Here is a 22797-nt window from a genome sequence, read left to right as displayed (position 1 = left end):
TGGTTTTTCGCGAATGGTATATCAATTAAGCGCCTGCAGGTCCGCTACAAGCTTTCGCAGCGCTTTTCCCCTGTGGCTGATCTCCTGCTTCTCCTCCAGGGAAAGCTCGGCCATCGTCTTCTCATGGCTTGGCAAATAGAAGAGCGGGTCATACCCAAAACCGCCCGCTCCGGCAGGATCCGAAGTGATCCAGCCTTCAACGTTCCCCTCCGCCTCGAGCTTTTCTCCCGAGACCGGATCATACAGCACCAGAACGCAGACGAACCGGGCCGGACTTAGCAGGGGCTGCTCGGTGTCCTCGCCGAGCCTTAACCGTTCGAGCTCGCCGAGCAGCTTCTCGTTATTGTCCTCGTCCGCGCCATGCTCACCCGCATACCTGGCGGAATAAACGCCGGGCGCGCCGTTCAGCGCATCCACGCACAATCCGGAATCATCGGCCAGCACAGGCAATCCCAGTGCGTCACCGACTTCCTTGGCTTTTTTGAATGCATTGGCTGCGAAGGTTGCTCCATCCTCAACGACATCAGGCAGATCAGGGTAATCGTACATGCTCTTTACATCCGTGCCGAAAGCAGCAAAAGCATGCGCGAATTCCTTGACTTTCCCCTGATTGCGTGTAGCTACAATGAGTGTATCTCCAAGTGTCAGTTTCATGGGATCAGACTCCGGTGCTCGCATTCACGGAACCGATCTTGGCCGCAATCGGGCCAAGCGCCTCCTGCTGACGCTCGATAAGCTCGCGGATCCCCTGTTCTCCCAGCTCCAGGATTTGATCCAGCTCCTCGCGGGAAAACGGGCTCTCTTCGCCGGTTCCCTGAACCTCAACGAATTTGCCGCTTCCGGTCATGACCAAGTTCATGTCCACCTTCGCCTTGGAATCCTCTTCATAGTTCAGATCCAGCAGCGCCTGTCCGCCGGCAATGCCCACGCTAATGGATGCCAGGTAGTCCGTGATCGGGAATACCGCTAATTTATGTTGTTCTGCAATTTTATTTACAGCTATGGCTAAAGCTACAAATGCTCCTGTAATGGAGGTGGTCCGCGTTCCGCCATCCGCCTGGATTACATCGCAGTCCAGCGTAATCGTCCGCTCGCCAAGAGCATGCAGATTCACAACAGACCTGAGCGCTCTGCCGATCAGCCGTTGAATTTCCATCGTCCGGCCACTGAGTTTACCGCGATTGGCTTCCCGTTGGTTGCGGGATTGTGTTGCGCGCGGCAGCATTGAATATTCAGCCGTCACCCAGCCCTTTCCTTGTCCTTTCAGAAACGGGGGAACTTTCTCGTCCACGGTTGCCGTAATCAGCACCTTGGTGTCCCCCATCTCGATGTACACGGAGCCTTCCGCATATTTATTCACATGGGTCGATAAATTCATCGGTCGGAGCTCATCGCTCTTACGTCCGTTAGATCTCATGTTTTCTGCCTCCTACTTCTTATCGCAATCCTGATTAGCATTCCCTATTCTACCAAAGTGCAGGCACAAAAGCACCTTTTGCGGGGGAAATTTCCCAAAGATGGCGGAGAATCGGTCAGATCGAGATTTCGTTGATGAACTCCGGACGGCTGACGGGCTCGCTATAATTTCGGCTATCCGTTCCAACCACCTCCGTGAGATCGTTCATCCGGATTTTCACTTTGGCATCATCCGCATTCTCGGCTACGGTAAGCACGACGGCCTGCAGCAGCTCGGTCGGAACCTGCTCTCCCTGTTCAAACATGCTGTCCTGAAGCGATACGGTTACGGCTCCGTCCTCCCCTTTTTCAACCGCCGCAACGGTGGTGTCATCCGGGATGACCTCAACAAGTCCGTCGCCATACTGCGGTCCGCGAATCAGCTCGTTTAAGGCCGCCTTCACTGCGTCTTGTCCGGTTGGAACAAGTCTTGTGACCGGCACGTAGTACTGAATGCCTTCCGGCGTCACCGATGAGAAATAGACCGTGACCGGTGAAGAGTTCGTGTACAAGGCATCATCCGCTTTTTGAAGATTGATTCCCATCGAACGTGAAAGCGGACGGTCCAGCGGCGTGTGATTGACCGGCATTTCCGTCAGTTTGACGCCGTCCACCCATACCTGCATCTGCTCGATGCCTTCATGTCCTGTCAGCGTCCACGTCAACGCCTCGAGGATTCTCCGTTCATCCGCCGCTTTATATTCCGCAAATGATTTATTGAATTCGACGACCGCCAATTTGCTCTCCGGATCGACTGTCACGTTATGGACCTGCGTACCGGCAGGCAATACCGCCTGGAAGCCCTGTGGAACATAGCCCGCGTAACGGCCTCCGTTCACCAGCACTTCAAGGGATTCCTTCACCACGCTGGCGCCCTCCACCTTCGGAATGCCCAAGGTTACAGGTGCCAGCATCCCCCGTGCATCCGCAAGATATACCGTTGTCTGCATGCCGATGTCTCCTTGAGCCGCCGTGGATCCGGCCGTGTTCAGCATCTGCTTCTCCACTTGCGCAGGCGGCGGGTCAATCGCTTCCGATTGCTTCCCGGATAACATGCCGCAGCCGGACATCACGATCGGAACAGCAAGCAGCCCGGCGGCGGAAAGCCTGCGAAGAGTACGTTGATTACGTTTCATGTATTGTTCCTCCCTAACATTTTTTTGTACAGGTTGTACTCCTATGTATACGAGCCCTTTCCAAAAAAATAACTCTCAGTTTTGCCCTTTCTGGACAAAGGGGTGCGGAAAAAGTACAATCGTCGTAAGCATCTTCATCAACCACGAAAATGAGGTGAGTTCCATCATGGCAGAAAACGATTCAAACATTCCATACAGCCTGAACAGCAAGAAGGTAGCGGAAGCGACACGGAGCCTGCTGCATAAACGTGGAATCAAGTTGGAGGAAATCGCGGAGCTGGTGATGATCCTTCAGAAAAAATACTACCCGAATTTGACGATGGAAGAGTGCATCGAGAACGTGGATGCCGTACTCAGCAAACGTGAAGTGCAAAACGCGGTGTTAACCGGCATTCAATTGGACATTTTGGCCGAGGAAGGCAACCTTATATCCCCGCTTCAAGAAATGCTCGCCAATGACGAAGGGTTATACGGCGTGGATGAAGTCCTGGCATTTTCCATCGTTAACGTGTACGGAAGCATCGGCTTCACCAATTACGGGTATATCGACAAACTCAAACCCGGCATTCTTGAGCAATTGAATGATAAATCAAGCGGCCGCGTACATACCTTTCTCGACGATATCGTCGGCGCGGTTGCCGCAGCCGCCAGCAGCCGGATCGCCCATCGCAAGCAAGCCGACCGGGAGATCGAGCTGTACGGTACGACCGAAGAGCTTCCAAAAGAATAAACCACTTCAAAAAGGGAGATTCGCTCAGCGTGCGAATCTCCCTTTTCCTGCCTGCCGGAAGAGTGCGGCTTATCCGCAACCGCAACCTACCATTTTCGAACCGACGGGCTGATTTCAAAGAATCATAGACGATAGCAGGTAGAAACGCAGCCGGGATTCGGACCCGAAGGCTGAGTTTCTTCCTTTATAAGAAGGCTTGTCACCGCATGAAAAATCGGGATGCCCCTTCACATCAATCGGTAAATTTATGTCGTCATTTTTGCGAGTCTCGATCATATGCTATATGAAGAACAATCCAATAGAGCACCTATGGAAAGCCCCGCCATTTCTATGACGGGGTTCTTTTTTTGCGCATCGATAGAGTAGACTATCCCTTCATGCCAACCTTCACAGGCGAAACATTCCAGATGTCGGATGCATAACGGTGAATCGTATTATCGCTCGAGAAATGTCCCGAGTGCGCGATATTGACAATCGACTTCTCGGTCCAGGATCGGGCATTCAAATAAGCATCATCAATAGCCGACTGGGTTGCGACATAACTGGCAAAGTCCTCTAATACAAAAAACTCGTCATTATGATCCAGCAGGGACTGCAGGATCTGCCCAAACTCCAGCTCGTGGCAGCAGAACGGGCCGCCTGAGGAAATCAACTGATTCAGCACGCGGGCGATCCTCGGGTCCTGCTCATACCGCTCCCTGGATACGTAGGCCCCCGTCCTGTAATACGCTAACACGTCCTCCAGCTCCAATCCGAAGAGGAACATATTCTCTCTGCCGAGCAGCTCGAACATTTCCACGTTAGCCCCATCCAGCGTTCCGATGGTCAACGCGCCGTTCATCATGAACTTCATGTTTCCCGTGCCGGAGGCTTCCTTGCCGGCCGTGGAAATCTGCTCGCTTACATCGGCTGCCGGAATAATTTTCTCCGCGAGTGAGACCGAATAATTTTCAAGAAACAGCACCTGAAGTTTGTCATTGACCTGCGGATCCTTATTCACGACATCCGCAACGACGTTAATGAGTTTGATGATGCTTTTGGCCAGATAGTAACCCGGTGCTGCCTTCGCGCCAAAAATGACGGTACGGGGAACGCGATCCATGCCCGGCTGATCCTTAATCTCGTTATACACATGCATGACGCGTAAAATATTCAGCAATTGCCGCTTATAGCCGTGCAGCCGCTTCACGTGCACATCGAATATGGAATCGGGATTGACTGCGATCCCTTGTTTATTCGCGATATAATCGGCAAGCCGCTCTTTATTGCTCCGTTTGATCCGCTGAATGCCCTGCTGGAAGGCGGAATCGTTCTTCAGTGCCTTGAGCTGCATTAACTGACGCGGATCCGTAATCCATGAATCGCCGATACCATCGCAGATCCATTGACTCAGGCCGGGATTGCTGTGCATCAGCCAGCGCCGGTGGGTAATCCCGTTCGTTTTGTTGCTGAAACGCTCCGGATACAGCTCATAGAATGGTTTCATGACCTGCGTCTTCAGCAGCTCCGTGTGCAGCGCCGCCACGCCGTTCACGTGATAGCTGCCCACGATCGCCAAATTGGCCATGCGGATCTGGTCGCTTTCCAAGATGGCGAGATGGGAGATGCGCTCATGATCGCCAGGATAACGGTCCAGCAGCATGCCGCAGAAGCGCTTGTTGATCTCTTCGATCATCATGTAAATGCGCGGCAGCAGCTCACGGACCATGCCGGCAGGCCATTTCTCCAACGCTTCGCTAAGCAGCGTGTGGTTCGTATACGATACGGTCCCGCTCGTAATGTTCCACGCCTCATCCCAGCCGAAGCCCTTGTCGTCGATCAGAATTCGCATCAGCTCCGGAATCACCAGGGTCGGGTGGGTATCATTGATATGAATGGCAACATGTTCGGGAAGCTCATGATAGGTTTTGCCCAGCTTGTCGAACGTTCTGATAATGCTCTGAACGCCGGCCGAACAGAGGAAGTACTGCTGCTTGAGGCGAAGGAGCTTGCCTTCGTATGCCGAATCATCCGGGTACAAAAACTCCGATATCGATTCAACCGAACGGTTGTATTCCAAAAATTTATAATAGCTGTTATGATGGTGGGCCGAACGGATTCTGGATATATCCGAGGCGGACTCGGCGCTCCACAGCCGCAGCGTGTTCACCTGCCCCTCGCCGTAACCGATGACCGGCACGTCGTAAGGCACGGCCAGGACCCGTTCGTAGTCCGCCGCGTGAAACACGGTCCGCCCCTCCTGCACGTCCACCTCCACGCGGCCCCAGAAGCGCACTTCCACCGCCTTGTCTGCCCGACGTTCTTCCCAGACGTTCCCCCGCTGGAGCCAGTTGTCCGGCAGCTCCACTTGATGGCCGTCGATAATCTTCTGTTCAAACAAGCCGTACTTATACCGGATGCCGCAGCCATGGCCTGCATAGCTGAGCGATGCTAACGAATCAAGAAAACACGCGGCAAGGCGTCCGAGCCCCCCGTTGCCGAGGCCCGCGTCCGGTTCCTGTTCCTCGATCTCAATCAAATTCCATCCCAGTTCCAGAAGGCCGCTCCGGACCATATCCAGCACGCCCAGGTTCAGCAGATTGTTGCCCATCAGCCGACCGATCAAAAATTCCAGAGAGAAATAATACACCTGCTTCTGCCCGGTATCCCGGTATATCCGGTTGGCATCGGCCCATTCCCGTCCGACATATTCCCGGATCATGCCGCCGATGATTTTGTAAACATCCTCAGCCGTTGCTTCCTCAAGTCCCTTCCCCAACCGACTCACCAATTGCTCCGTAAAGACCTGCTTGAATGTTTCCTTGTTGTTAAACAAAAGAAAGTTCCTCCTGACGGATCGTTTTATTTTAGGATCAGATCGAAATGTCCTTGGCAATGACAAAAGGTTTGCGAAAATCGCCTTGGAGCTTATGATCGCGAGAGATGATCACATCTTTATCGAGTATGACGTTCTCGAGCCTTACGTTTTCGCCGATCACGCATTTTTGCATAATGATGGAGTTATGGATGCTTGCGCCCCGCTTCACCTGTACCCCGCGGAACAGAATGCTGTTCTTCACTTCCCCGTCGATCTGGCAGCCGTTGGCAACCAGCGCATTGCTTACATCGGCCGAATTCAGGTATTTGGCGGGAACCTCGTACTTGATCTTGGTGTGGACCGCCTGCTTGCGGAACAAGCTGTTATACGCCTTCGGATTCAGGAGGTTCATGCTCGTACGGTAATAGCTTTCCAGCGAGTTGATCACCGCGTGATATCCGAGATATTCATATCCCGCAATGTTCAGCTTGTGCCGGTTTTGCATGATCGCGTCCCGAAAAAAGTTGTTGCCGCCATGAGCGATGCAATGATCGGCCATCTCGAGAAAGCGTGATTTCTCCATCACGAACATCTCCATGTATACCGCATCATGCTTGTGTTCATAATGAATGTCCGTGACCATGCCGTCCTCGTCAACTTCCAGGCGGGCGCAGGAACGATGCTCCTCCCTCGGTGCATTCACCCTGGTATACACGAGCGTTACGTCGGCGCCTTGCTCCAGATGGTACTCGTACACCTCGTTCAAGTCCACCGTGCTGATATGCTGGCTGCCGGAATGCACGATAAACCTCGCCGCCCCCCGCTCAAAAAAATCGAGATTGTTATAAATATGCCGCAGCTCGCCGGCGGACACATCCGTTTCATCGTTCCAATCCGGCGGAAGTATGAACAGGCCGCCCCGTTTGCGATGCATATCCCACGGCCGGCCTTCGCCCAGATGATCCATCAAGGAGCGATATTTCCTGCGAACGAACAGGGCGATATCCTCAATGCCCGCGTGCATCATATTGGACATCACAAAGTCGATCAGACGGTACCTTCCCGCGAAAGGGACGGCGGCCCCGCACCGGTAATACGTCAATTCACTCAGCACATCCCGTTCATGCTCCAAATTTATAATACCCATGAGTTCTCTCATCTGCGCACCCGTCCTAACCTTGATTATTGTGGGACGAAGACGATTGAAGCAGCTTCAGGACGTCTTCATCATGACCGCTTACAAGCACAATCTGGGATGGATCTTCCGGCGGCGGACCGATCCGGGCATGATCTTGAATGACCATGTCCTCGGTCACGATCGCCCGGTGTATGCGAACATGGCTGCCGATGCGTACCTTGGGCATGATGACGGAATCGGTAATGACGCTGCCTTCCCCCACCTCCACGCCATAAAAGAGGACCGAATGCTCGACCTCGCCGCACACGGTGCAGCCTTCGTTGATCATGCTGTTCCGGACGATGCCGTTCGGAGAAATATACTCTGCCGGCTGATTCGGATTTCGGGTGTAAATGCGCCACAGCGGATCGTTCAGATCCAGCTTGGGCTGCTCGCTCAGCAGATCCATATTGGCTTCCCACAAGCTCTCGATGGTGCCGACGTCCTTCCAGTACCCTTCAAACGGATAAGCATACAGCGTTTTGCCGTCCGCGAGCATCCTCGGCAGAATGTCGTTGCCGAAATCATGGCTCGTATCCGGAAGGTCCGCATTCTGCAGTAAATAAGAACGCAGCAGCTTCCAGCGAAACAGATAAACGCCCATGGAAGCCGTTGTGCTCTTCGGATGCGCTGGCTTCTCCTCGAACTCGAAAATCCGGTAGTCCTCATCCGTGTTCACCATGCCGAACCGTTTCGCTTCGTCCAGGCTTACTTCGATGACGGAGATGGTGCAATCGGCATCTTTCTCCTTGTGGTAAGCCAGCATGCGGTCGTAATCCATCTTATAGATGTGATCACCCGACAAAATCAAAACGTGCTCGGGATCGTACTGGTCGATAAACTTGAGATTCCGGAAGATCGCATCCGCCGTCCCGCGGTACCAGGTCGTCCCGTCCTCGCGTTCATGCGGCGGGAGCACGAAAACGCCCCCATTCAGCCGATCCATATCCCAATCGCTTCCTACGCCAATGTAGGAATGCAGAACCAGAGGCTCATACTGGGTGAGTACCCCGACCGTGTCGATTCCCGAATGGGAGCAGTTACTCAGCGGAAAATCAATGATCCGGTATGTACCCCCAAAATAAACGGCCGGTTTGGCCAGCGTCTTGGTCAGGCCCTTCAGCCGTTTGCCTTGACCTCCTGCGAGCAGCATCGCGACTACTTCTTTTTTCTTCATGACAGATTCTCCTTTGAGGGGCTTAATGAGATACGAATCCTATAACATGAAAATTGCAGAGTGAACCAAGGGAACGCTTCGATACGAAAAATGGCGGGTGGATCATGGTGATCAGTGTTAAAGAAAAAAGCGCTTGAGGGAATGCCTTGCCAAACAGCAAAGGTACATCAACTATATGCGGGGTAGAGAGAAACTCTGACTCGAATGAGGGAAGGCCCCCCATCTTGGGTATCACCTGCCTTCTCTTCTCTAAAAAAAGGTCGTGGCGACACTTGCCAGGCATCCTGATCGCGGCCGTTACGCCAGCAGCCTAAGGGCCACTTCAAAATATCGGATGCTCCATTATGTAGCCTTCTGAATCTATTAAACAAAAAACCGCCCTTTCTACGCATGATGGAAGCCAACGTACAATTAGACGGTTTTATTCATGTCTTGATTATATCAGGAATGCGGCGGTTTCCGTACAGAAAAATAGCACATTCCGTCCCCGGTTTCGATCATCGCGGCGTCTCCGCGCCGGGCCAGCTCGGCGAGATGGGCCAGCGCTTCGCACATGGCGAAGCGCAGCTGATGGATGCCGAGCTTATCGCCGAAGAGGTCGGTGCAGACCTCGTAGGCGGTGAGCCGTCCGGCAGCGCTCAGCATGCCGGCGATGGTGGTCAGGCGCTCCTCGTGATGGAGGAGGAGCGCGTCGATCCGTTCACGGAAATGCGTGAACGGGTGGCGGTGTCCGGGATACGCCGTCCGGACATGCAGTTCCCGCAGGCGGCGCAGCCCTGCAAGGAAGAGCGCCAGCGGCTCGGCGTCGCTGCCGGGCACCAGGCTCACGTTAGGCGAGATTTGCGGCAGCACGGCATCGCCGCATAACAGGACGCCGCTGTCCGCATGGAAGAATGACAGATGCCCCGGAGCATGGCCGGCCGTTTGCACCGGCATCCAGATCCGGTTCCCCATCCGGAACGGCAGGTCCTCCCCGATGAACGAGATCTCCGGCTGCGGCGCGACTTGGGGAAAGAAGCTGTTCAGATGCTCCGGCAGCAGGGCAAGCTTGGTTTCCGGCATGCCATGCTGCCGAAAGAACGCGGGGAGCGCACGATCCATCGAGGAATCCGCTCCCCACATCAGCATCGCTTCTCGATGAGCCCGCTCTGACATCCACACCTTCGCGCCCGAACGTTCCTGAAACCACCCGGCAAGCCCGTAGTGGTCCGGGTGATGATGGGTCAGCACGACGGAGACGATGTCGCTGAAATCCATCTCCAGCTGCTCCATCGCCGCCAGCCATTCCCGCTCCGAGGAAGCCGTGCGCGGCCCCGGATCGATGACGGTCACCCCGTCATCTCCCCGCAGCACATAGCTGTTCACCCATCGTAACGGGTTGGACAGTGCAATTTTCACCTGACTGAGCTGATGCTCTTCTATATAATGAATATCCGGGCTGGAGCCCTTCTCTTCCTGATTCATCGTAGATGCAACCTCCGTCCGCAGTATGACTTATTATCCGACTCCTTCATCATAAGCTTGTAATCGGGATATGTATAGAAGGCTGCGGTGGTTTGTTTGCGGGGGCTATCGATAATCTGTGCCTTTGAATGATAGATTGCTAGGGTGCCGCATTATGAATTGAGTGAGCTAGTATGTTCCAATAATGGACGCTGCACGTACGTATCGTTCCTCCAATCGCTGTTGCCCCCGGATTTTTCTTACTGTATATATCTATTGTTAAAATCCGATGGCAAAGGCGACCGCTGCCGCTTTTCCGGAATCGATTCGTCCGCTCCGCTGCTTCGTGCTTGTTCATCATAAAGCGTTAAACATCTGGCAGGCTGTGTCATTCACACGTAATCATATAAGCCCATGCACATATTCCCCTTCTAACAAAACAAGAAGGCAACCTCAAAAAACAATTTGAGTTGCCTTCCCTCCTACTGACTTGCACGGTGTCCACTACATTTTCAAGCTATTCTAATATCCGATATAGGTTCTATCCGTTGGGCGTAATGTTCCTTCACATCATCTCCAACTTCATGAATACTCGCCTCATACTGAGAGGCTCCATTGCATTCACTTCAGCTGACGGACTGCCTCCTCGCGGGAACGCTGGATTGCTTCCTCGGCAGGCATGCTAATCTTGATTCCATCCTCGCCCATCCATTCAACCTCCCCCGAAGCCGCACCGCGCCCGACGATGATGCGCAGCGGAGCGCCCGCAAGGTCGGCATCCTTAAACTTGACCCCGGCCCGTTCGTCCCGGTCGTCCAAAAGAGGCTCAAGACCAGCACCGCTCAGCTCGCGGTAGATGTGCTCGGCCAGTTGCATCTGGGTCTCATCCTTCACCGCAACCGGGATGATGTGGACCCTGAACGGAGCGACGGACATCGGCCAGACCAATCGCTCATCCGAGATACGCTGCTCGGCGATGGCGGCCATGACGCGGGAAACGCCGATACCGTAGCATCCCATGATCAGAGGTTTTTCCCGGCCGTCGGCATCCAGGTACTTGCCGTTCATGGCGTCACTATATTTGGTTCCCAGCTTAAAAACATGCCCGAGCTCAATCCCGCGATGAAACTGCAGCGGTGCTCCACAGCGCGGGCAAGGCTCTCCTTCCGTCACATTCCGGAAATCGCCGACGTACTCCAGCGAGAAATCAAGTCCCGGGCGGACCCCCTTCAGATGGGTGTCCTCCAGGTTCGCACCGGTAATGCCCTCCGCCATGGCGGCCACTTCATGATCGACCATGATCTTTAGGCGTAAGCCAACCGGTCCTGCAAACCCGACAGGTGCCCCTGTCGCCTGTTTGACCTCTTCGGCACTCGCCATTTCCGCAGCTTCTGCTCCCAAGTAGGACTTCACCTTGGTCTCGTTCGTTTCCCGGTCGCCGCGGACAAGCACTGCAACCAGTTCCCCGTCCACGCGGTAAATCAGCGTCTTCATCAATTGCTCCGCACCGACCTGGAGGTAATCCGTCAGTTCCTGAATGCTCTTCACACCAGGAGTGAATATGCGCTCCATAGCTGAGCTGCCGCCGGTTTTTACGGAATCCCTCATAGCAGCAGGCTCTCCCGGAGCCGCAGACTCCGCACGTTCCAAATTCGCCGCATAACGGCAATCGCTGCAGGATACAACGGTATCCTCCCCTATGTCGGCCAGCGCCATAAACTCATGGGTCTCCCCTTGTCCGCCAATCGCGCCGGCATCGGCTTCCACCGCCCGGAACATCAGACCGCAGCGGCTAAAGATCCGCTCATACGCGTCATACATGTTCCGGTAGGACGCGTCCAGTCCCTCCCAGTCCCGATCGAAGGAATACGCATCCTTCATCAGGAATTCCCGGCCCCGGAGCAGGCCAAAACGAGGGCGTCGCTCGTCCCGGTATTTGCTCTGAATCTGATACAGGTTGACCGGCAGCTTCCGGTACGAGGAAATCTCCTGGCGTACGATGGACGTAATCACTTCTTCATGGGTTGGTCCAAGCACGAATTCACGGTCATGGCGGTCATAGAGCCTGATCAGCTCCGCGCCGTATACGTCGTATCTGCCCGATTCCTTCCACAGCTCGGCGGGCTGGACAGCGGGCATAAGAAGCTCCTGCCCGCCTGCAGCATCCATTTCCTGCCGGATGATCGTTTCGATCTTCCGCAAGACCCGCCAGCCCAGCGGCAGGTATGAATAGATTCCTGCCGCCGTTTGACGGATATAGCCGCCGCGGAGCATCCATTGATGGCTCAGTGCTTCCGCCTCGGACGGCACATCGCGCATCGTGGTCATCAATAATTGGCTTTGCCGCATCTTCCTCATACTCCTTCTTATACCCATGAATGAACCTGCCCCAACGCAAAAAGAGCACATTCGCTCCTAGGGACGAATGTGCTCGTGGTACCACCCTGATTCCATCTTGCAGACCGTCTGGACGCTCATAGCAAGATGCTTCATGCGGCGGTAACGGGCCAAACCGGCGCCGCTTGGTTAAGGCGGGCAACTACAAGGTAGGAAGAATGCAGCCTGGCGGGGAGAAGCCTTTCAGCCGGGGGCTTCCTCTCTGTCTCGCCGAATCTTGCATTCTCATGTCCTTGATGATGGTTATTCACGGAATTTCATTTTCCAATACATTACAGCCGTGCGGCCGGAATGTCAAGCCTCAATAGGACGGGATGTTCTAATGAGCGATATGGTCCAGCACCTGCTGCAAAATCCCGATAACATGCTCATCTTCATACGTGTAATAATATATATTTCCGTCCCTTCGGTATTTGACCAGTCTCAAACTGCGCAGATAGCCAAGCTGATGGGATACCGCCGACTGACTCATGCCAAGCACCTCGGCAATATGACCGACAGGGCATTCTTCCTGTGAGAGCAAATGAAGAATCCGGATCCGCGTCGGATCCGAAATGGCCTTCAGGAGTCGTGACGCTTCCATGGCCTGGTCTTCGTGCAGCAGCTCATGGTGTTCTTTTTCCATAAACTTACCCCCTCTTCTCCATAATGGCTTGAACGATTTCGCGGGCATCCCGTGAAACTCCTGCCAATAGCGCGGAGCCCCGATGCGTCTGCCAAGGCAAGCCTACATAATACAGCCCCTTCACCGGACTGATGCCGCGTGTATGAATAAGTGCCTTCTTGCGATCCAACGCTTGCTCTATATGAAGCCAATCATAACCGGCAGCAAAGCCGGTAGCCCAGACGATGTTCCGGACCTTTAACGCCGTCCCATCCTCGAATCGCATGCCGGAAGCGCCGGCACCAACGGCTCTCGTTTTCAACACCACTTTACCGCACTTGACCGCTTGTTTCAATTCATATCCGAAAATCGGGTCCCCCATGCCCCTCAGCTTGCGTCCCACCCAGGAGGAACTGCTGGCTGAGAGAACGCCGAGCCTGTCCAGCCACCAGAACATTCCCTTCCCCCAAAGAGTCATTGGCAAATACCGCGGCGGCTGCCCAAGCGCCAAATACGTCTCCCGGTCCCCGGACAATTCCACCACGATCTGGGCCCCGCTGTTTCCGCCGCCAACGACAAGCACATCGCCCTCTTGAAGCTGGGAAGGCCTCTTGTACTCGGACGAGTGCAGCTGGAGAACATCCCCCGGAACAGAGGCTGCAAACGCAGGGATTCTAGGCTGCCGAAACGGTCCGGTTGCGATAATAAGCGCCTTGGTATGGAAGCTTTTGCGATTGGTATCGACGATAAACATTCCACCTTCCTTGCGGACCGATGTTACATTCGTCGCGAACTGAATGGGCAGCCTGAACCGTGCCGCATAGGATTTCAAATAGGAAGCCACTTCATCTTTATCCGGGAACCCGTGCGGATCCCCCTCTAAATCCATCCCATATAGCGCGCTATGCGTTCTGGGCGTGAACAATTTCAGGGAATCATACCGCGTCTTCCAAACCTCCCCAGCCTCCGATCCCCGATCCAGCATCAGAAACTTCACCCCCGCCTGCTGCAGCCAATAGCCGGATGCCAATCCCGCCTGTCCCGCTCCGATTACGATAACATCCCAAACCATATAGGAATCCCCCTTATATATATGAATAATTGCTCATATATACATATTACATGCATCTTGCTTCCCTTTCAAGCATAAAATGGAAGTTCCAAGGGAAGCTGCATGGGAACCATCCGCATGAAACTGGAATAAATATCTGATGAATCCAGTTGACAATACACACATTCGGTCATACTATAGGCATAAAGTTGCTTCAAGGAAACAATATATGCTCGGCCCAATTTATTAGGGAGAGGTTAAACTTTATGGATGAGACAAAACATCGGCAGCATCTGCATCAGGCAGCTCTCGGAGAGCGATTTTTGATTGAACAGGTGGATATCCGCGGCGAACATAAACGGCGGCTTCTGGACCTCGGTTTCGTTCCGGGTTCCGTCATCGAAGTGTTGAAGGCCAGCCCGCTCGGAGATCCTACCTCTTATAGAGTAGCAGGCACCGTCATTGCGTTAAGAAAAGAAGAGAGCCAGTTAATATGGGGTAAGGTGATATCATCATGAGAACGTATACCGTCGCGCTGGCGGGCAACCCGAACACGGGAAAAAGCACGCTTTTCAATGCGCTCACCGGCTTGAAGCAGCATACCGGCAACTGGTCCGGCAAAACGGTCAGTCTCGCGAGCGGCCATTACGAATACAAAGACGCCCGCTTCCAGTTCATCGATCTGCCCGGGACGTACTCCTTGTTCTCCAACTCGGCCGATGAAGAAGTGGCGCGCGATTATATTATTTTCGAGAAACCGGACGTCACCCTTTTGGTCCTCGATGCAACCGCGCTGGAGCGCAGCCTTAACCTGGCCCTTCAAGTGCTGGAAATGACCGACCGCGTCATCGTTTGCCTGAATCTGATGGACGAAGCGAAGAAAAAAGGAATTCAGGTTAACGCGCGCAAGCTGGCGGATCAGCTCGGCGTTCCCGTCATTCCCATATCCGCCAGAAACAACGAGGGGCTGGACGTATTGTCCGAACAGCTGCTGTTGATGTCCTCGGGACAGACTCCGACCAAGCCCTACCGGATGAGATACAACGAACAGCTGGAGGCGCAAATTTCGGGATTAGAGTCCCAATTACGAGACGTTGTCGGAGACGAATATCCGGCCAGATGGCTGGCCATCCGCTTTCTCGACGGAGACCGCAAGCTGATTGCGACGCTGAAAGAGAGATTAAAGGCCGCGGATAAAGGGGGGATTTCACTTGGAACAGCTAAAGCGCTTGGAAGCTCTAACAGCGGCCATTCCTTCTGATCAGGTTGAGGATGTCCGGGAAGACATCGTGGGCGAGTTATTCAAAAAATCCCGGGAGCTGTGCAGCGACGCCGTCACCGTGACCAACCGGGAGCTGCTGTACCGTTCCGAGCGGCTGGACCGCATCTTCACCTCCAAGCTGTGGGGATTCCCGATCATGCTGGCCATGCTCGGCGTTATTTTTTACTTGACGATCGCCGGGGCAAACGTGCCCTCTTCCATGCTGGCCAGTTTCTTTGGCTGGGTTGAAGGATACCTGACCATGGCTTTTCAGGCCATCCATGCTCCCGACTGGCTCCATGGCGTGCTGATACTCGGGCTGTTCCGGGGAACCGCCTGGGTTGTCAGCGTGATGCTGCCTCCCATGGCCATCTTCTTCCCGGCCTTCGCGCTGCTCGAGAACTACGGCTATTTGCCGCGGGTAGCCTTTAATCTGGACCGACTGTTCAAAAAAACGGGAGCGCACGGCAAGCAGTCCCTCACCATGGCGATGGGATTCGGCTGTAATGCGGCCGCCATTATGTCGACCCGGATTATCGAATCGCCGCGGGAGCGGATGCTCGCCATTCTGACCAACAACTTCGTGCCCTGCAACGGTCGCTGGCCGACCTTGATCCTGCTGGCTTCCTTGTTCATGGCGGCCGGCTTTTCGGGAGGAGCCCAGACGCTCGTGACCGCCTCCGTTGTCATGGGCATGGTGCTGATCGGCGTCGTTGTCACGCTTACGGTGTCATGGGGATTATCGAAGACGGCATTGAAAGGCGTTCCTTCCCACTACACGCTGGAGCTGCCGCCATACCGCAAACCGAAAATCCTGAATACCATACTCCGGTCTACGCTCGACAAAACGATTTATGTCCTGCGCAGAGCCATCATCGTTGCAGCGCCCGCAGGCGTGCTGACCTGGATTTTGGCCAATATCTACGTCGGGGATTCCAGCATCCTGATTCACTTTGTAAGCTTCCTTGACCCGTTTGCACGCGCGCTCGGACTTGACGGCTTCATTCTGATGGCCTTTATCATCGGGCTTCCCGCGAACGAGATCGTGCTGCCGATCCTGCTGATGGGATATTTGGCAACAGGATCCCTGACGGAGGTGGAGGATATGTTTGCCCTCAAGCAAATCTTCCTGGACCAAGGCTGGACCTGGCTGACCGCGCTGAACATGATGCTGTTCTCACTGCTCCATTACCCCTGCGGAACCACGCTCGTCAACATCTGGAAGGAAACGAAAAGCGCGAAGTGGACGTTCCTGTCCTTTGCCATTCCGACGGCCATCGCCATCGGCGTGACCTTCCTGGTCGCCCAGGCGGCGCGGGCATTGGGATGGGTTTAAACGACAGGCTTCGGCAGGCAAAAGTTAGTTTCATCATGTACGGGGCATCCGCAAGGTTAATCTAACCTTGGGATGCCTTTTTTAATGGCAAGCGGCCCTGCAAGCTAATCATTATGCAATAGAAAACGAGCCGCTCCAAGAAATCCCTTGGAACGGCTCGATTTTTTTATTCGATGAAACTTAACCTTTAACAGAACCCGCCGCAATGCCCTCCACGATACGATCGCTGAGGAAAAGGAACATCAGCAGGATCGGCAAAATGCTGATCATCAGGGTTGCGCCGATAGCGCCCCAATCGGTCGTGTACTGACCGATGAAGTTCTGGACGCCGACGGTCAGCGTCTTGAACATATCCGAGCTGATGAACGTGTTCACGAAGATAAATTCGTTCCAGTTATAAATCATGTTAATGATGGCAGTCGTCGCCAGCACCGAGCCCGTCATCGGAAGCACGATCCGGAAGAAGACCCGGTGAACCGAACAGCCGTCCATGACCGCCGCCTCTTCCACTTCCTTCGGCAGCGTGTAATAGAATCCGAGCAGAATCATGATCGTGATCGGCATATTGAAAGCCACGTACGACAATATCAAAGAAACCGGATGATCGGTCAAACCGACCTTGTTAAAAATGCTGAACAGCGGGATCAAGGTGGAGTGAACCGGAATCATCATGGCCACCATAAACAACCCGAGCACGAAAGAGCTGCCCTTCCATTTCATTCTCGTAATCGCGAAGGTGACGAGACTTCCCAGAATGACCGTAAGCGCAGTCGCGACAACGGTGATCCACACGCTGTTCAGAAAATAAACGCTGATGTTGCCGGCGCTCCATACCTTCTCGTAATTCTCCCAGCGCGGATTCATCGGAAGGGACAGAGGCGGAAGATCGAATACTTCCTGATTGTTTTTCAAAGAGAACAACAGCAGCCATACGAGCGGGAACAGCTGGAATACGGCTACGCCGATCAGCACGATGTACAACAGCGCGTATCCAATCTTGCCGCCCGCTCCGTTTCCGGAACGGGCGCGCCCTTCTTGGAGCTGTCCTGTGGCTCCGGATATCATGAAGCATCCCTCCTTATGAATATTGGATCGTTTCTTTCGATGCTGTTAATTTCCGAATGACCCACGTTACGATCAGACAGATCACAAGCAGGAAGAACCCGATCGCGCTGCCGTAACCGAAATCATAAGCGCGGAAAGCCGTATGATACATGTAGGACGCCATGACTTCACTCGCGCCGTTAGGCCCCCCGTCCGTCATGACGAAGATGAGGTCGAAGTATTTCAAGGAACCTACCACCGCCAGCACGATCGTTACCTTGATCACTTCCATGATGAGCGGAAGCTTGATTCGGAACGCGATTTGGAAGGAGGTTGCCCCATCGATTTTAGCTGCTTCAACCAGCGAAGCCGGGATATTCTTCAAGGCTGCATAATAGATCAGGATATAAAAACCGGCATACTGCCACAGAATCGGAATAAATAATGCAAATAATACAAGCGACGGTTCGGCTAGCCATGCGGGCGGGTTCGTGATCCCGATGGACTCCAGGAAGCTGTTCACGATCCCGTTCGTCGGGTGATAGATGCGCAGCCAGAGCTGCGCGATGGCAACTGAGGACAGCAGCATCGGAATGAGATAGATTTTGCGGAACAGGTTGGCGCCTTTGATCTTGGAGGCCAGCACCATCGCCACGGCCAGGTAAATCATCAGGCTTGCAGCCGAGAATACGGCTAACAGCAGGGAGTGCCATGCACTGTCCCAGAACTTGCCGTCCGAGAGCAGGGCCTGATAATTATCGAGCCCGATAAAGGTCATCGCACCGATTCCGTTCCATTCGTTCAGTCCGTAATAGGCGGTGAGTATGATCGGAATATACACGACAGCCATAATTACAAGCAGTGCAGGCAGAACATACAGCGCGATGATTTTTTTGTTGGACATCACTTTATCCAAAGTGTCCGACTCCTTTCTTCCTATGGTCTTGAGGAAAGGTTTATCCGGCATCGCTGCCGGATAAACCAGGGTCCCGTTTCTTTGTTGTCCTACAGAGTCTTAGTTCCCTTTGGAAATCGCTGCGTCATGCTCTTCGGAGAATTTCTCCGGTGTGACGGCTTTGCCGAAGAGCGCCTGGATCATGTTCAGATGCGTTTCGGCGGCATTCGCCTGCATTTGAACATCCGCGAACAAGGTAATGCTGCTAGCTTTGTTCATTTCATCGAACAGATCGATGTACAACTGTGGAAGCTCAAGCGTCGAGGTATCCACTTTGGTTGCCGGGATGACGCCCGCGCCCGTTACCGACTGCTCGCCCCACTTGGTCACGAAATACTCCACGAATTTCTTGGACTCTTCCTTCACCTTCGAGTTTTCGCCGATAAACAAGCCTACGCCCGGTCCGCCTACCCAACTGTTAATATCGCCCTTGCCGCCTTCGACGGTCGGGAATTTGAAGAATCCGACGCTGTCGCGGAATTCTTGCGGAATCTCTTCATTTGTCGTAAAGTTCGGGAGTTCCCAGGTACCCATCATGTACATGGCCGCTTTGCCGTTCAGGAATTCCGACTTCGCTTCCTCATTGGACAAGCCGTTGAAGCCTTTGACAAACGCGTTGCTATCAACCAGCGATTGAACTTCGGCGGCTGCCTTGACGAGCGATTCGTCCTTAAAGGAGCCCGAGCCGCTGATTGCACCGGCCAGCTTTTCTTGTCCGCCGATCCGGTCTGCCAGGTACATGTACCAGAGCGAACCGGTCCAGCGATCCTTGTTGCCGAGCGCGATCGGAGCAATTCCGTTATCGGACAGCGTTTTCACGACCGTCTTGAATTCTTCGTAGGTTTGCGGAATCTCCAGGTTGTGTTGTTCGAATATCGCTTTGTTGTAATAAACCGGAGCGATATTGAACTCCAGTGGAAGCGCATACGTTTTGCCGTCAATCGCATAAGCCTCGGTCGTGCCCGCCACGAACTTGTCGCCCAGCTGGCCGTCCAGCACATCGTCGACCGGTGCAAACAGGTTGCCTTCCACGTACGGCTTCAGGAATCCGGCTGCCCAGGTCACTCCTACGTCAGGAAGCTCGTTCGATGCGGAAAGCACCTTCAGTTTGTTTTTGTACTGCTCATTATCCAAAACTTCTTGTTTGATCGTCACGTTCGGATTCTCTTTTTGATATTCTTCGATGATCTGATTCACGATTTTGTTCTGTCCCGCGGAGACGCCCGCCGGCCACAAGTGCATGAAGTTTACCGTAACTTTATCGCCTTCGCTGCCAGTGCCAGCGTTGCCCGATTCTCCCGTGCTGCTGCTGTTCGATCCACAGCCGGCAGCAACCAGAGCGAGACATAATGTCAAAAGCAGAACCGTCCATTTTTTATTGAACACGTTTACAACCCCTTTTCTAGTATGCTGTTCGCGTTATGAAACCGCTTTAATCAAATTTTATCAGTGAGGGGAAGATTGTATAAGGTCATAATGATTGGGACTAATTCCACTTTTATTAGATTTCCTCTCCGCTATCGGAAACGCTGTGGCGATATTGACTTGGGCTTACTTCCTCAAGGTCCCGGAACACTTTCACGAAATATTTTGCCGTCTGGTATCCGACCTTCTCCGCAATTTCCGAGATCGGCAGCGGCGTCCCCGCCAACAGTTCCTTGGCCCGCTGCACCCTGCGGCGCGTCAGATACTCGCTGAACGTGAGCCCGGTCTGCTCTTTGAACAGCACGCTGAAATAACTGGAATTCAGATGAAGCACCTCCGCCACTTCCTTCAGCGATACCGGTTCCTGAAGATGCTGATCCACGTACTTCAGCGCTTCCTGCACTTGGACGCTGTATCCCTTATCCTGCTGCGCCGCCTCCAGCAGCTTGGGGTCGACCAGTTTCTCCATCCGCTCAATCCGATCGATCTTTTCCCGCCGTTCCAGCGCCGATTCAACCGCGGTTACCAGCTTCCGCTTATCCAGCGGCTTCAGCAGATAATCCACGACCCCGTATTGCAGCGCTTTGCGGGCATAGTCGAACTCCGAGTAGCCGGATATGACGATAATGACTGGCGGATGCTCCAGTTCATGCAATCGCTCAATCAGCTCCAGCCCCCCGATTTCCGGCATGCGGATATCCGTTACCACCAGATGCGCCACCTGCTCCTGCAGCCACTCCAGCGCCTCTACGCCGCTTGTAGCCGTCACGATGTTGCATCGGCCGGACGACCACGCCTCCAGGGTCTTTCCTACCCCTTCCCTCGTTCTTGGTTCATCATCCACGATCAGTATCGTTTTCATGCTTTCTCCCCCTCCCCGTCGATAGCCGGGAAATCGTTCGGTATTTGAAATGAAATGGTCGTCCCCTGACCGAGCACGCTGTGAATGCGCAGGCCAGCCTGCTCGGAAGCGTAATACAGCCGGATTCTCTGCTCGACATTGGCTATGCCGACACCGCTCTTTTTAGCGGATTCCGCATACCCTTTTTCCATGGAGGAATATAACGAGGCCACGGTCTCCTCGTCCATCCCGGGTCCGTCGTCGGCAATCGAAACAACCGTGTAACCCGGTTGATCGGAGGCTTGCGCGCGCACAATGACGGTGCCTGGCCCCAGTCGCTGCTCGACGCCGTGCAGGATCGCATTTTCCACGATCGGCTGGATCAGCAGCTTTGGAATCGGCACGTTCTTGCTGGCTTCGTCCGCCTCGATTCTCCAGGATAACCGGTCGAGCATCCGCATTTTCATAATCATCAAATAACGTTCGGCATGATCCAGCTCGTCCCGCACCGATACCCATTCATCCTCGTCTTTGCGATTGATGACGTAGCGGAATAATCCCGACATGGCGACCACGATCTGGGCCAGTTCTTCTTCGCCTTGATCGTCGAGCGCCCAGTAAAACGCTTCCAAGGTGTTAAAAAGAAAGTGCGGATTGATCTGCGCCTGCAGCGCTTTAAGCTCCGTCCGGCTCTGAATGATCTCCTTCTGATACACGACCTCGATTAATTCGTTCAGGGAATCCACCATCTGATTATACGAATTGTTAAGCTCATTGATCTCCATCGTCTTCGAGGTGACGGCAATGGGCTTCAGCGTTCCCAGCCTCACGCCGCGCATGGCTTTGATCAAATTGAGAATCGGCCTGATGATCATCGTCGTCAGAATAAAGCTCAAGATCAGAAACAGCAGCGCACCGACGCCTCCGGATACGATTATCGCGGTCCGCAGCACCGATATCCCTTCGGTTGTATAGTCTACTGGCGTCAGGATGACCAAATTCCAGCCCGTTGCCGCAGACTGCCTCTGTACGGCGATATAGTCCTCATCGCCGACCGTAACGGTCTCTCCTTCGCGGTGCAGAACCGCCCTCGAATCCACCGCCGTCGCAAAATCCGACGAGATTTCATGGCCCGCCTGATCAAACAGCCCCATCGTTTCACGCGAATCGCTGCCCATGCCGCCCGCGGAATCCGTCAGCGCAAAATAATCCTTCTCCAGCTTCACGAGCAGGTACCCGCCATGCATAAAAGAATGGTCGATCAACCGGATTCGTCGTACCGCTACCACTACGTCGGGATCCCGGGGATCCTGGCCGAACCAAACCAGCTTCCCCATGCCCTTGTCAGCCGCTATAATCCAATCGACCCCGACCCGGCTGGTCAAACTGCCTTCGTCGAGCGGGAACAGCCGCCGATAATCCGTTGTATACAATTCAAGCGACCGGATGCCCGTAGCGTATGCCTCATACTTGCGAACCTCCTGCTGCAGGGACTGCCGTTCTCCGAACGTAATCGGATGACCTGCGGTCTCCTGCGCGAGATAACGCTGAACCGTTGCGTTCGTGGACACTTGGGCCGTCAGCGTATCCACCTGCTTAAGCAGCGCATCCAGCTTGCCCGTGGCCTGCACGGCCGTCTGCTGGATATGCTTCTCGGCACTGTTGCGCAGAAGGGCGGAAACCTGGTCATATACAAAAACCCCGACTAATGCCAACACGATGATCATCACCAGCATAAACCCGAGGAAGATTTGATTCCGCAGCGTATTCAGCCTGCCAAACCTGTTCACGTGCTTACCCTCCCTTTCGCTTGGAACTGTAATTCACTATACACAATCTTGAAGAAGTTAGGGAGTCCTCGCTCATCTGCAGGGGCGGAAGCCATATGTACTTTATTACTATAAAAAGAGGAAGTGCGGGCAGGTTATTTTTCCCTCGCACTTCCTCTTATATACCGCTGAAACTTCC

The 22797-nt window shown here is 54.0% G+C and carries 19 protein-coding genes; 4 read left to right on the top strand and 15 right to left on the bottom strand.

Annotated elements, in window-relative coordinates:
* Window positions 1-21: 21 nt before the first annotated feature.
* The 3 genes from MHI43_RS07425 to MHI43_RS07415 form a co-directional block, all read right to left on the bottom strand.
* Window positions 22-654: an XTP/dITP diphosphatase gene (locus tag MHI43_RS07425; RefSeq protein ID WP_015733983.1), complete on the bottom strand. Its 633-nt coding sequence runs from the start codon at window positions 652-654 to the stop codon at window positions 22-24.
* A gap of 4 nt (window positions 655-658) precedes the next feature.
* Window positions 659-1417 (bottom strand): ribonuclease PH, encoded by a 759-nt coding sequence (gene rph / locus MHI43_RS07420; protein ID WP_015733982.1) that lies wholly within the window; start codon window positions 1415-1417, stop codon window positions 659-661.
* Window positions 1418-1532: 115 nt separating this feature from the next.
* Entirely contained in the window at window positions 1533-2591 is a 1059-nt protein-coding gene (locus tag MHI43_RS07415; RefSeq protein ID WP_036662599.1) for a GerMN domain-containing protein, read from the bottom strand.
* Between the two features lie 166 nt (window positions 2592-2757).
* On the opposite strand from MHI43_RS07415, the gene MHI43_RS07410 reads away from it, so the two are divergent.
* Entirely contained in the window at window positions 2758-3321 is a 564-nt protein-coding gene (locus tag MHI43_RS07410; protein WP_015733980.1) for a phosphatidylglycerophosphatase A, read from the top strand.
* 367 nt (window positions 3322-3688) lie between these two features.
* Here MHI43_RS07410 and MHI43_RS07405 read toward each other — a convergent pair whose 3' ends face one another.
* The 7 genes from MHI43_RS07405 to MHI43_RS07375 form a co-directional block, all read right to left on the bottom strand.
* Window positions 3689-6136, bottom strand: a complete 2448-nt coding sequence (locus MHI43_RS07405; RefSeq protein ID WP_036662597.1) for a glycogen/starch/alpha-glucan phosphorylase — start codon at window positions 6134-6136, stop codon at window positions 3689-3691.
* Between the two features lie 37 nt (window positions 6137-6173).
* On the bottom strand, window positions 6174-7277 hold the full coding sequence (glgD, locus tag MHI43_RS07400) for a glucose-1-phosphate adenylyltransferase subunit GlgD (protein ID WP_036662595.1): 1104 nt from the start codon (window positions 7275-7277) through the stop codon (window positions 6174-6176).
* Window positions 7278-7290: 13 nt separating this feature from the next.
* On the bottom strand, window positions 7291-8472 hold the full coding sequence (locus MHI43_RS07395; protein WP_015733977.1) for a glucose-1-phosphate adenylyltransferase: 1182 nt from the start codon (window positions 8470-8472) through the stop codon (window positions 7291-7293).
* A gap of 441 nt (window positions 8473-8913) precedes the next feature.
* Entirely contained in the window at window positions 8914-9936 is a 1023-nt protein-coding gene (locus MHI43_RS07390) for an MBL fold metallo-hydrolase (RefSeq protein ID WP_036662593.1), read from the bottom strand.
* A 600-nt stretch (window positions 9937-10536) separates the two neighbouring features.
* On the bottom strand, window positions 10537-12264 hold the full coding sequence (locus tag MHI43_RS07385; protein ID WP_015733975.1) for a proline--tRNA ligase: 1728 nt from the start codon (window positions 12262-12264) through the stop codon (window positions 10537-10539).
* A gap of 367 nt (window positions 12265-12631) precedes the next feature.
* The gene (locus MHI43_RS07380) at window positions 12632-12937 is read right to left on the bottom strand and encodes a metalloregulator ArsR/SmtB family transcription factor (RefSeq protein WP_009591630.1); all 306 of its coding nucleotides are present in this window, start codon (window positions 12935-12937) and stop codon (window positions 12632-12634) included.
* Between the two features lie 4 nt (window positions 12938-12941).
* Complete coding sequence (locus MHI43_RS07375; protein WP_015733974.1) at window positions 12942-13988, bottom strand: NAD(P)/FAD-dependent oxidoreductase; 1047 nt, start codon at window positions 13986-13988, stop codon at window positions 12942-12944.
* Between the two features lie 245 nt (window positions 13989-14233).
* On the opposite strand from MHI43_RS07375, the gene MHI43_RS07370 reads away from it, so the two are divergent.
* Genes MHI43_RS07370 through MHI43_RS07360 form a run of 3 tightly spaced genes read left to right on the top strand, consistent with a single transcriptional unit; the run spans window position 14234 to window position 16564 of the window.
* On the top strand, window positions 14234-14485 hold the full coding sequence (locus tag MHI43_RS07370) for a FeoA family protein (RefSeq protein WP_015733973.1): 252 nt from the start codon (window positions 14234-14236) through the stop codon (window positions 14483-14485).
* On the top strand, window positions 14482-15228 hold the full coding sequence (locus tag MHI43_RS07365) for a FeoB small GTPase domain-containing protein (RefSeq protein ID WP_036662590.1): 747 nt from the start codon (window positions 14482-14484) through the stop codon (window positions 15226-15228). The genes MHI43_RS07370 and MHI43_RS07365 overlap by 4 nt, the downstream gene beginning before the upstream one ends.
* Entirely contained in the window at window positions 15197-16564 is a 1368-nt protein-coding gene (locus tag MHI43_RS07360; RefSeq protein ID WP_036662652.1) for a nucleoside recognition domain-containing protein, read from the top strand. The genes MHI43_RS07365 and MHI43_RS07360 overlap by 32 nt, the downstream gene beginning before the upstream one ends.
* Window positions 16565-16744: 180 nt before the next feature.
* Here MHI43_RS07360 and MHI43_RS07355 read toward each other — a convergent pair whose 3' ends face one another.
* The 5 genes from MHI43_RS07355 to MHI43_RS07335 form a co-directional block, all read right to left on the bottom strand.
* Window positions 16745-17629, bottom strand: a complete 885-nt coding sequence (locus MHI43_RS07355; protein WP_009591597.1) for a carbohydrate ABC transporter permease — start codon at window positions 17627-17629, stop codon at window positions 16745-16747.
* Window positions 17630-17642: 13 nt separating this feature from the next.
* Window positions 17643-18524: a sugar ABC transporter permease gene (locus MHI43_RS07350; RefSeq protein ID WP_015733971.1), complete on the bottom strand. Its 882-nt coding sequence runs from the start codon at window positions 18522-18524 to the stop codon at window positions 17643-17645.
* A 99-nt stretch (window positions 18525-18623) separates the two neighbouring features.
* Complete coding sequence (locus MHI43_RS07345) at window positions 18624-19949, bottom strand: extracellular solute-binding protein (RefSeq protein WP_036662587.1); 1326 nt, start codon at window positions 19947-19949, stop codon at window positions 18624-18626.
* A gap of 115 nt (window positions 19950-20064) precedes the next feature.
* Window positions 20065-20850 carry a response regulator gene (locus MHI43_RS07340; RefSeq protein WP_015733969.1) on the bottom strand — a complete coding sequence of 262 codons (786 nt, stop codon included), beginning with the start codon at window positions 20848-20850 and terminating at the stop codon, window positions 20065-20067.
* Window positions 20847-22619: a sensor histidine kinase gene (locus tag MHI43_RS07335; RefSeq protein ID WP_015733968.1), complete on the bottom strand. Its 1773-nt coding sequence runs from the start codon at window positions 22617-22619 to the stop codon at window positions 20847-20849. Before MHI43_RS07335 ends, MHI43_RS07340 begins: the two co-directional genes overlap by 4 nt.
* Window positions 22620-22797: the final 178 nt, after the last annotated feature.

Origin of the sequence: Paenibacillus sp. FSL H8-0457 (genome assembly GCF_038051935.1) — a bacterium.
GTDB lineage: Bacteria > Bacillota > Bacilli > Paenibacillales > Paenibacillaceae > Paenibacillus_AQ > Paenibacillus_AQ lautus_A.
Note: the sequence above shows the minus strand (reverse complement) of the source record. Positions and strands in the feature narration are given on the sequence as shown.

Excerpts from the sequence above, each read along its gene's own strand:
- MHI43_RS07425 (WP_015733983.1), bottom strand. The coding sequence starts at position 654 with ATGAAACTGACACTTGGAGATACACTCATTGTAGCTACACGCAATCAG.
- rph (WP_015733982.1), bottom strand. The coding sequence starts at position 1,417 with ATGAGATCTAACGGACGTAAGAGCGATGAGCTCCGACCGATGAATTTA.
- MHI43_RS07415 (WP_036662599.1), bottom strand. The coding sequence starts at position 2,591 with ATGAAACGTAATCAACGTACTCTTCGCAGGCTTTCCGCCGCCGGGCTG.
- MHI43_RS07410 (WP_015733980.1), top strand. The coding sequence starts at position 2,758 with ATGGCAGAAAACGATTCAAACATTCCATACAGCCTGAACAGCAAGAAG.
- glgD (WP_036662595.1), bottom strand. The coding sequence starts at position 7,277 with ATGAGAGAACTCATGGGTATTATAAATTTGGAGCATGAACGGGATGTG.
- MHI43_RS07395 (WP_015733977.1), bottom strand. The coding sequence starts at position 8,472 with ATGAAGAAAAAAGAAGTAGTCGCGATGCTGCTCGCAGGAGGTCAAGGC.
- MHI43_RS07390 (WP_036662593.1), bottom strand. The coding sequence starts at position 9,936 with ATGAATCAGGAAGAGAAGGGCTCCAGCCCGGATATTCATTATATAGAA.
- MHI43_RS07385 (WP_015733975.1), bottom strand. The coding sequence starts at position 12,264 with ATGCGGCAAAGCCAATTATTGATGACCACGATGCGCGATGTGCCGTCC.
- MHI43_RS07380 (WP_009591630.1), bottom strand. The coding sequence starts at position 12,937 with ATGGAAAAAGAACACCATGAGCTGCTGCACGAAGACCAGGCCATGGAA.
- MHI43_RS07375 (WP_015733974.1), bottom strand. The coding sequence starts at position 13,988 with ATGGTTTGGGATGTTATCGTAATCGGAGCGGGACAGGCGGGATTGGCA.
- MHI43_RS07370 (WP_015733973.1), top strand. The coding sequence starts at position 14,234 with ATGGATGAGACAAAACATCGGCAGCATCTGCATCAGGCAGCTCTCGGA.
- MHI43_RS07365 (WP_036662590.1), top strand. The coding sequence starts at position 14,482 with ATGAGAACGTATACCGTCGCGCTGGCGGGCAACCCGAACACGGGAAAA.
- MHI43_RS07355 (WP_009591597.1), bottom strand. The coding sequence starts at position 17,629 with ATGATATCCGGAGCCACAGGACAGCTCCAAGAAGGGCGCGCCCGTTCC.
- MHI43_RS07340 (WP_015733969.1), bottom strand. The coding sequence starts at position 20,850 with ATGAAAACGATACTGATCGTGGATGATGAACCAAGAACGAGGGAAGGG.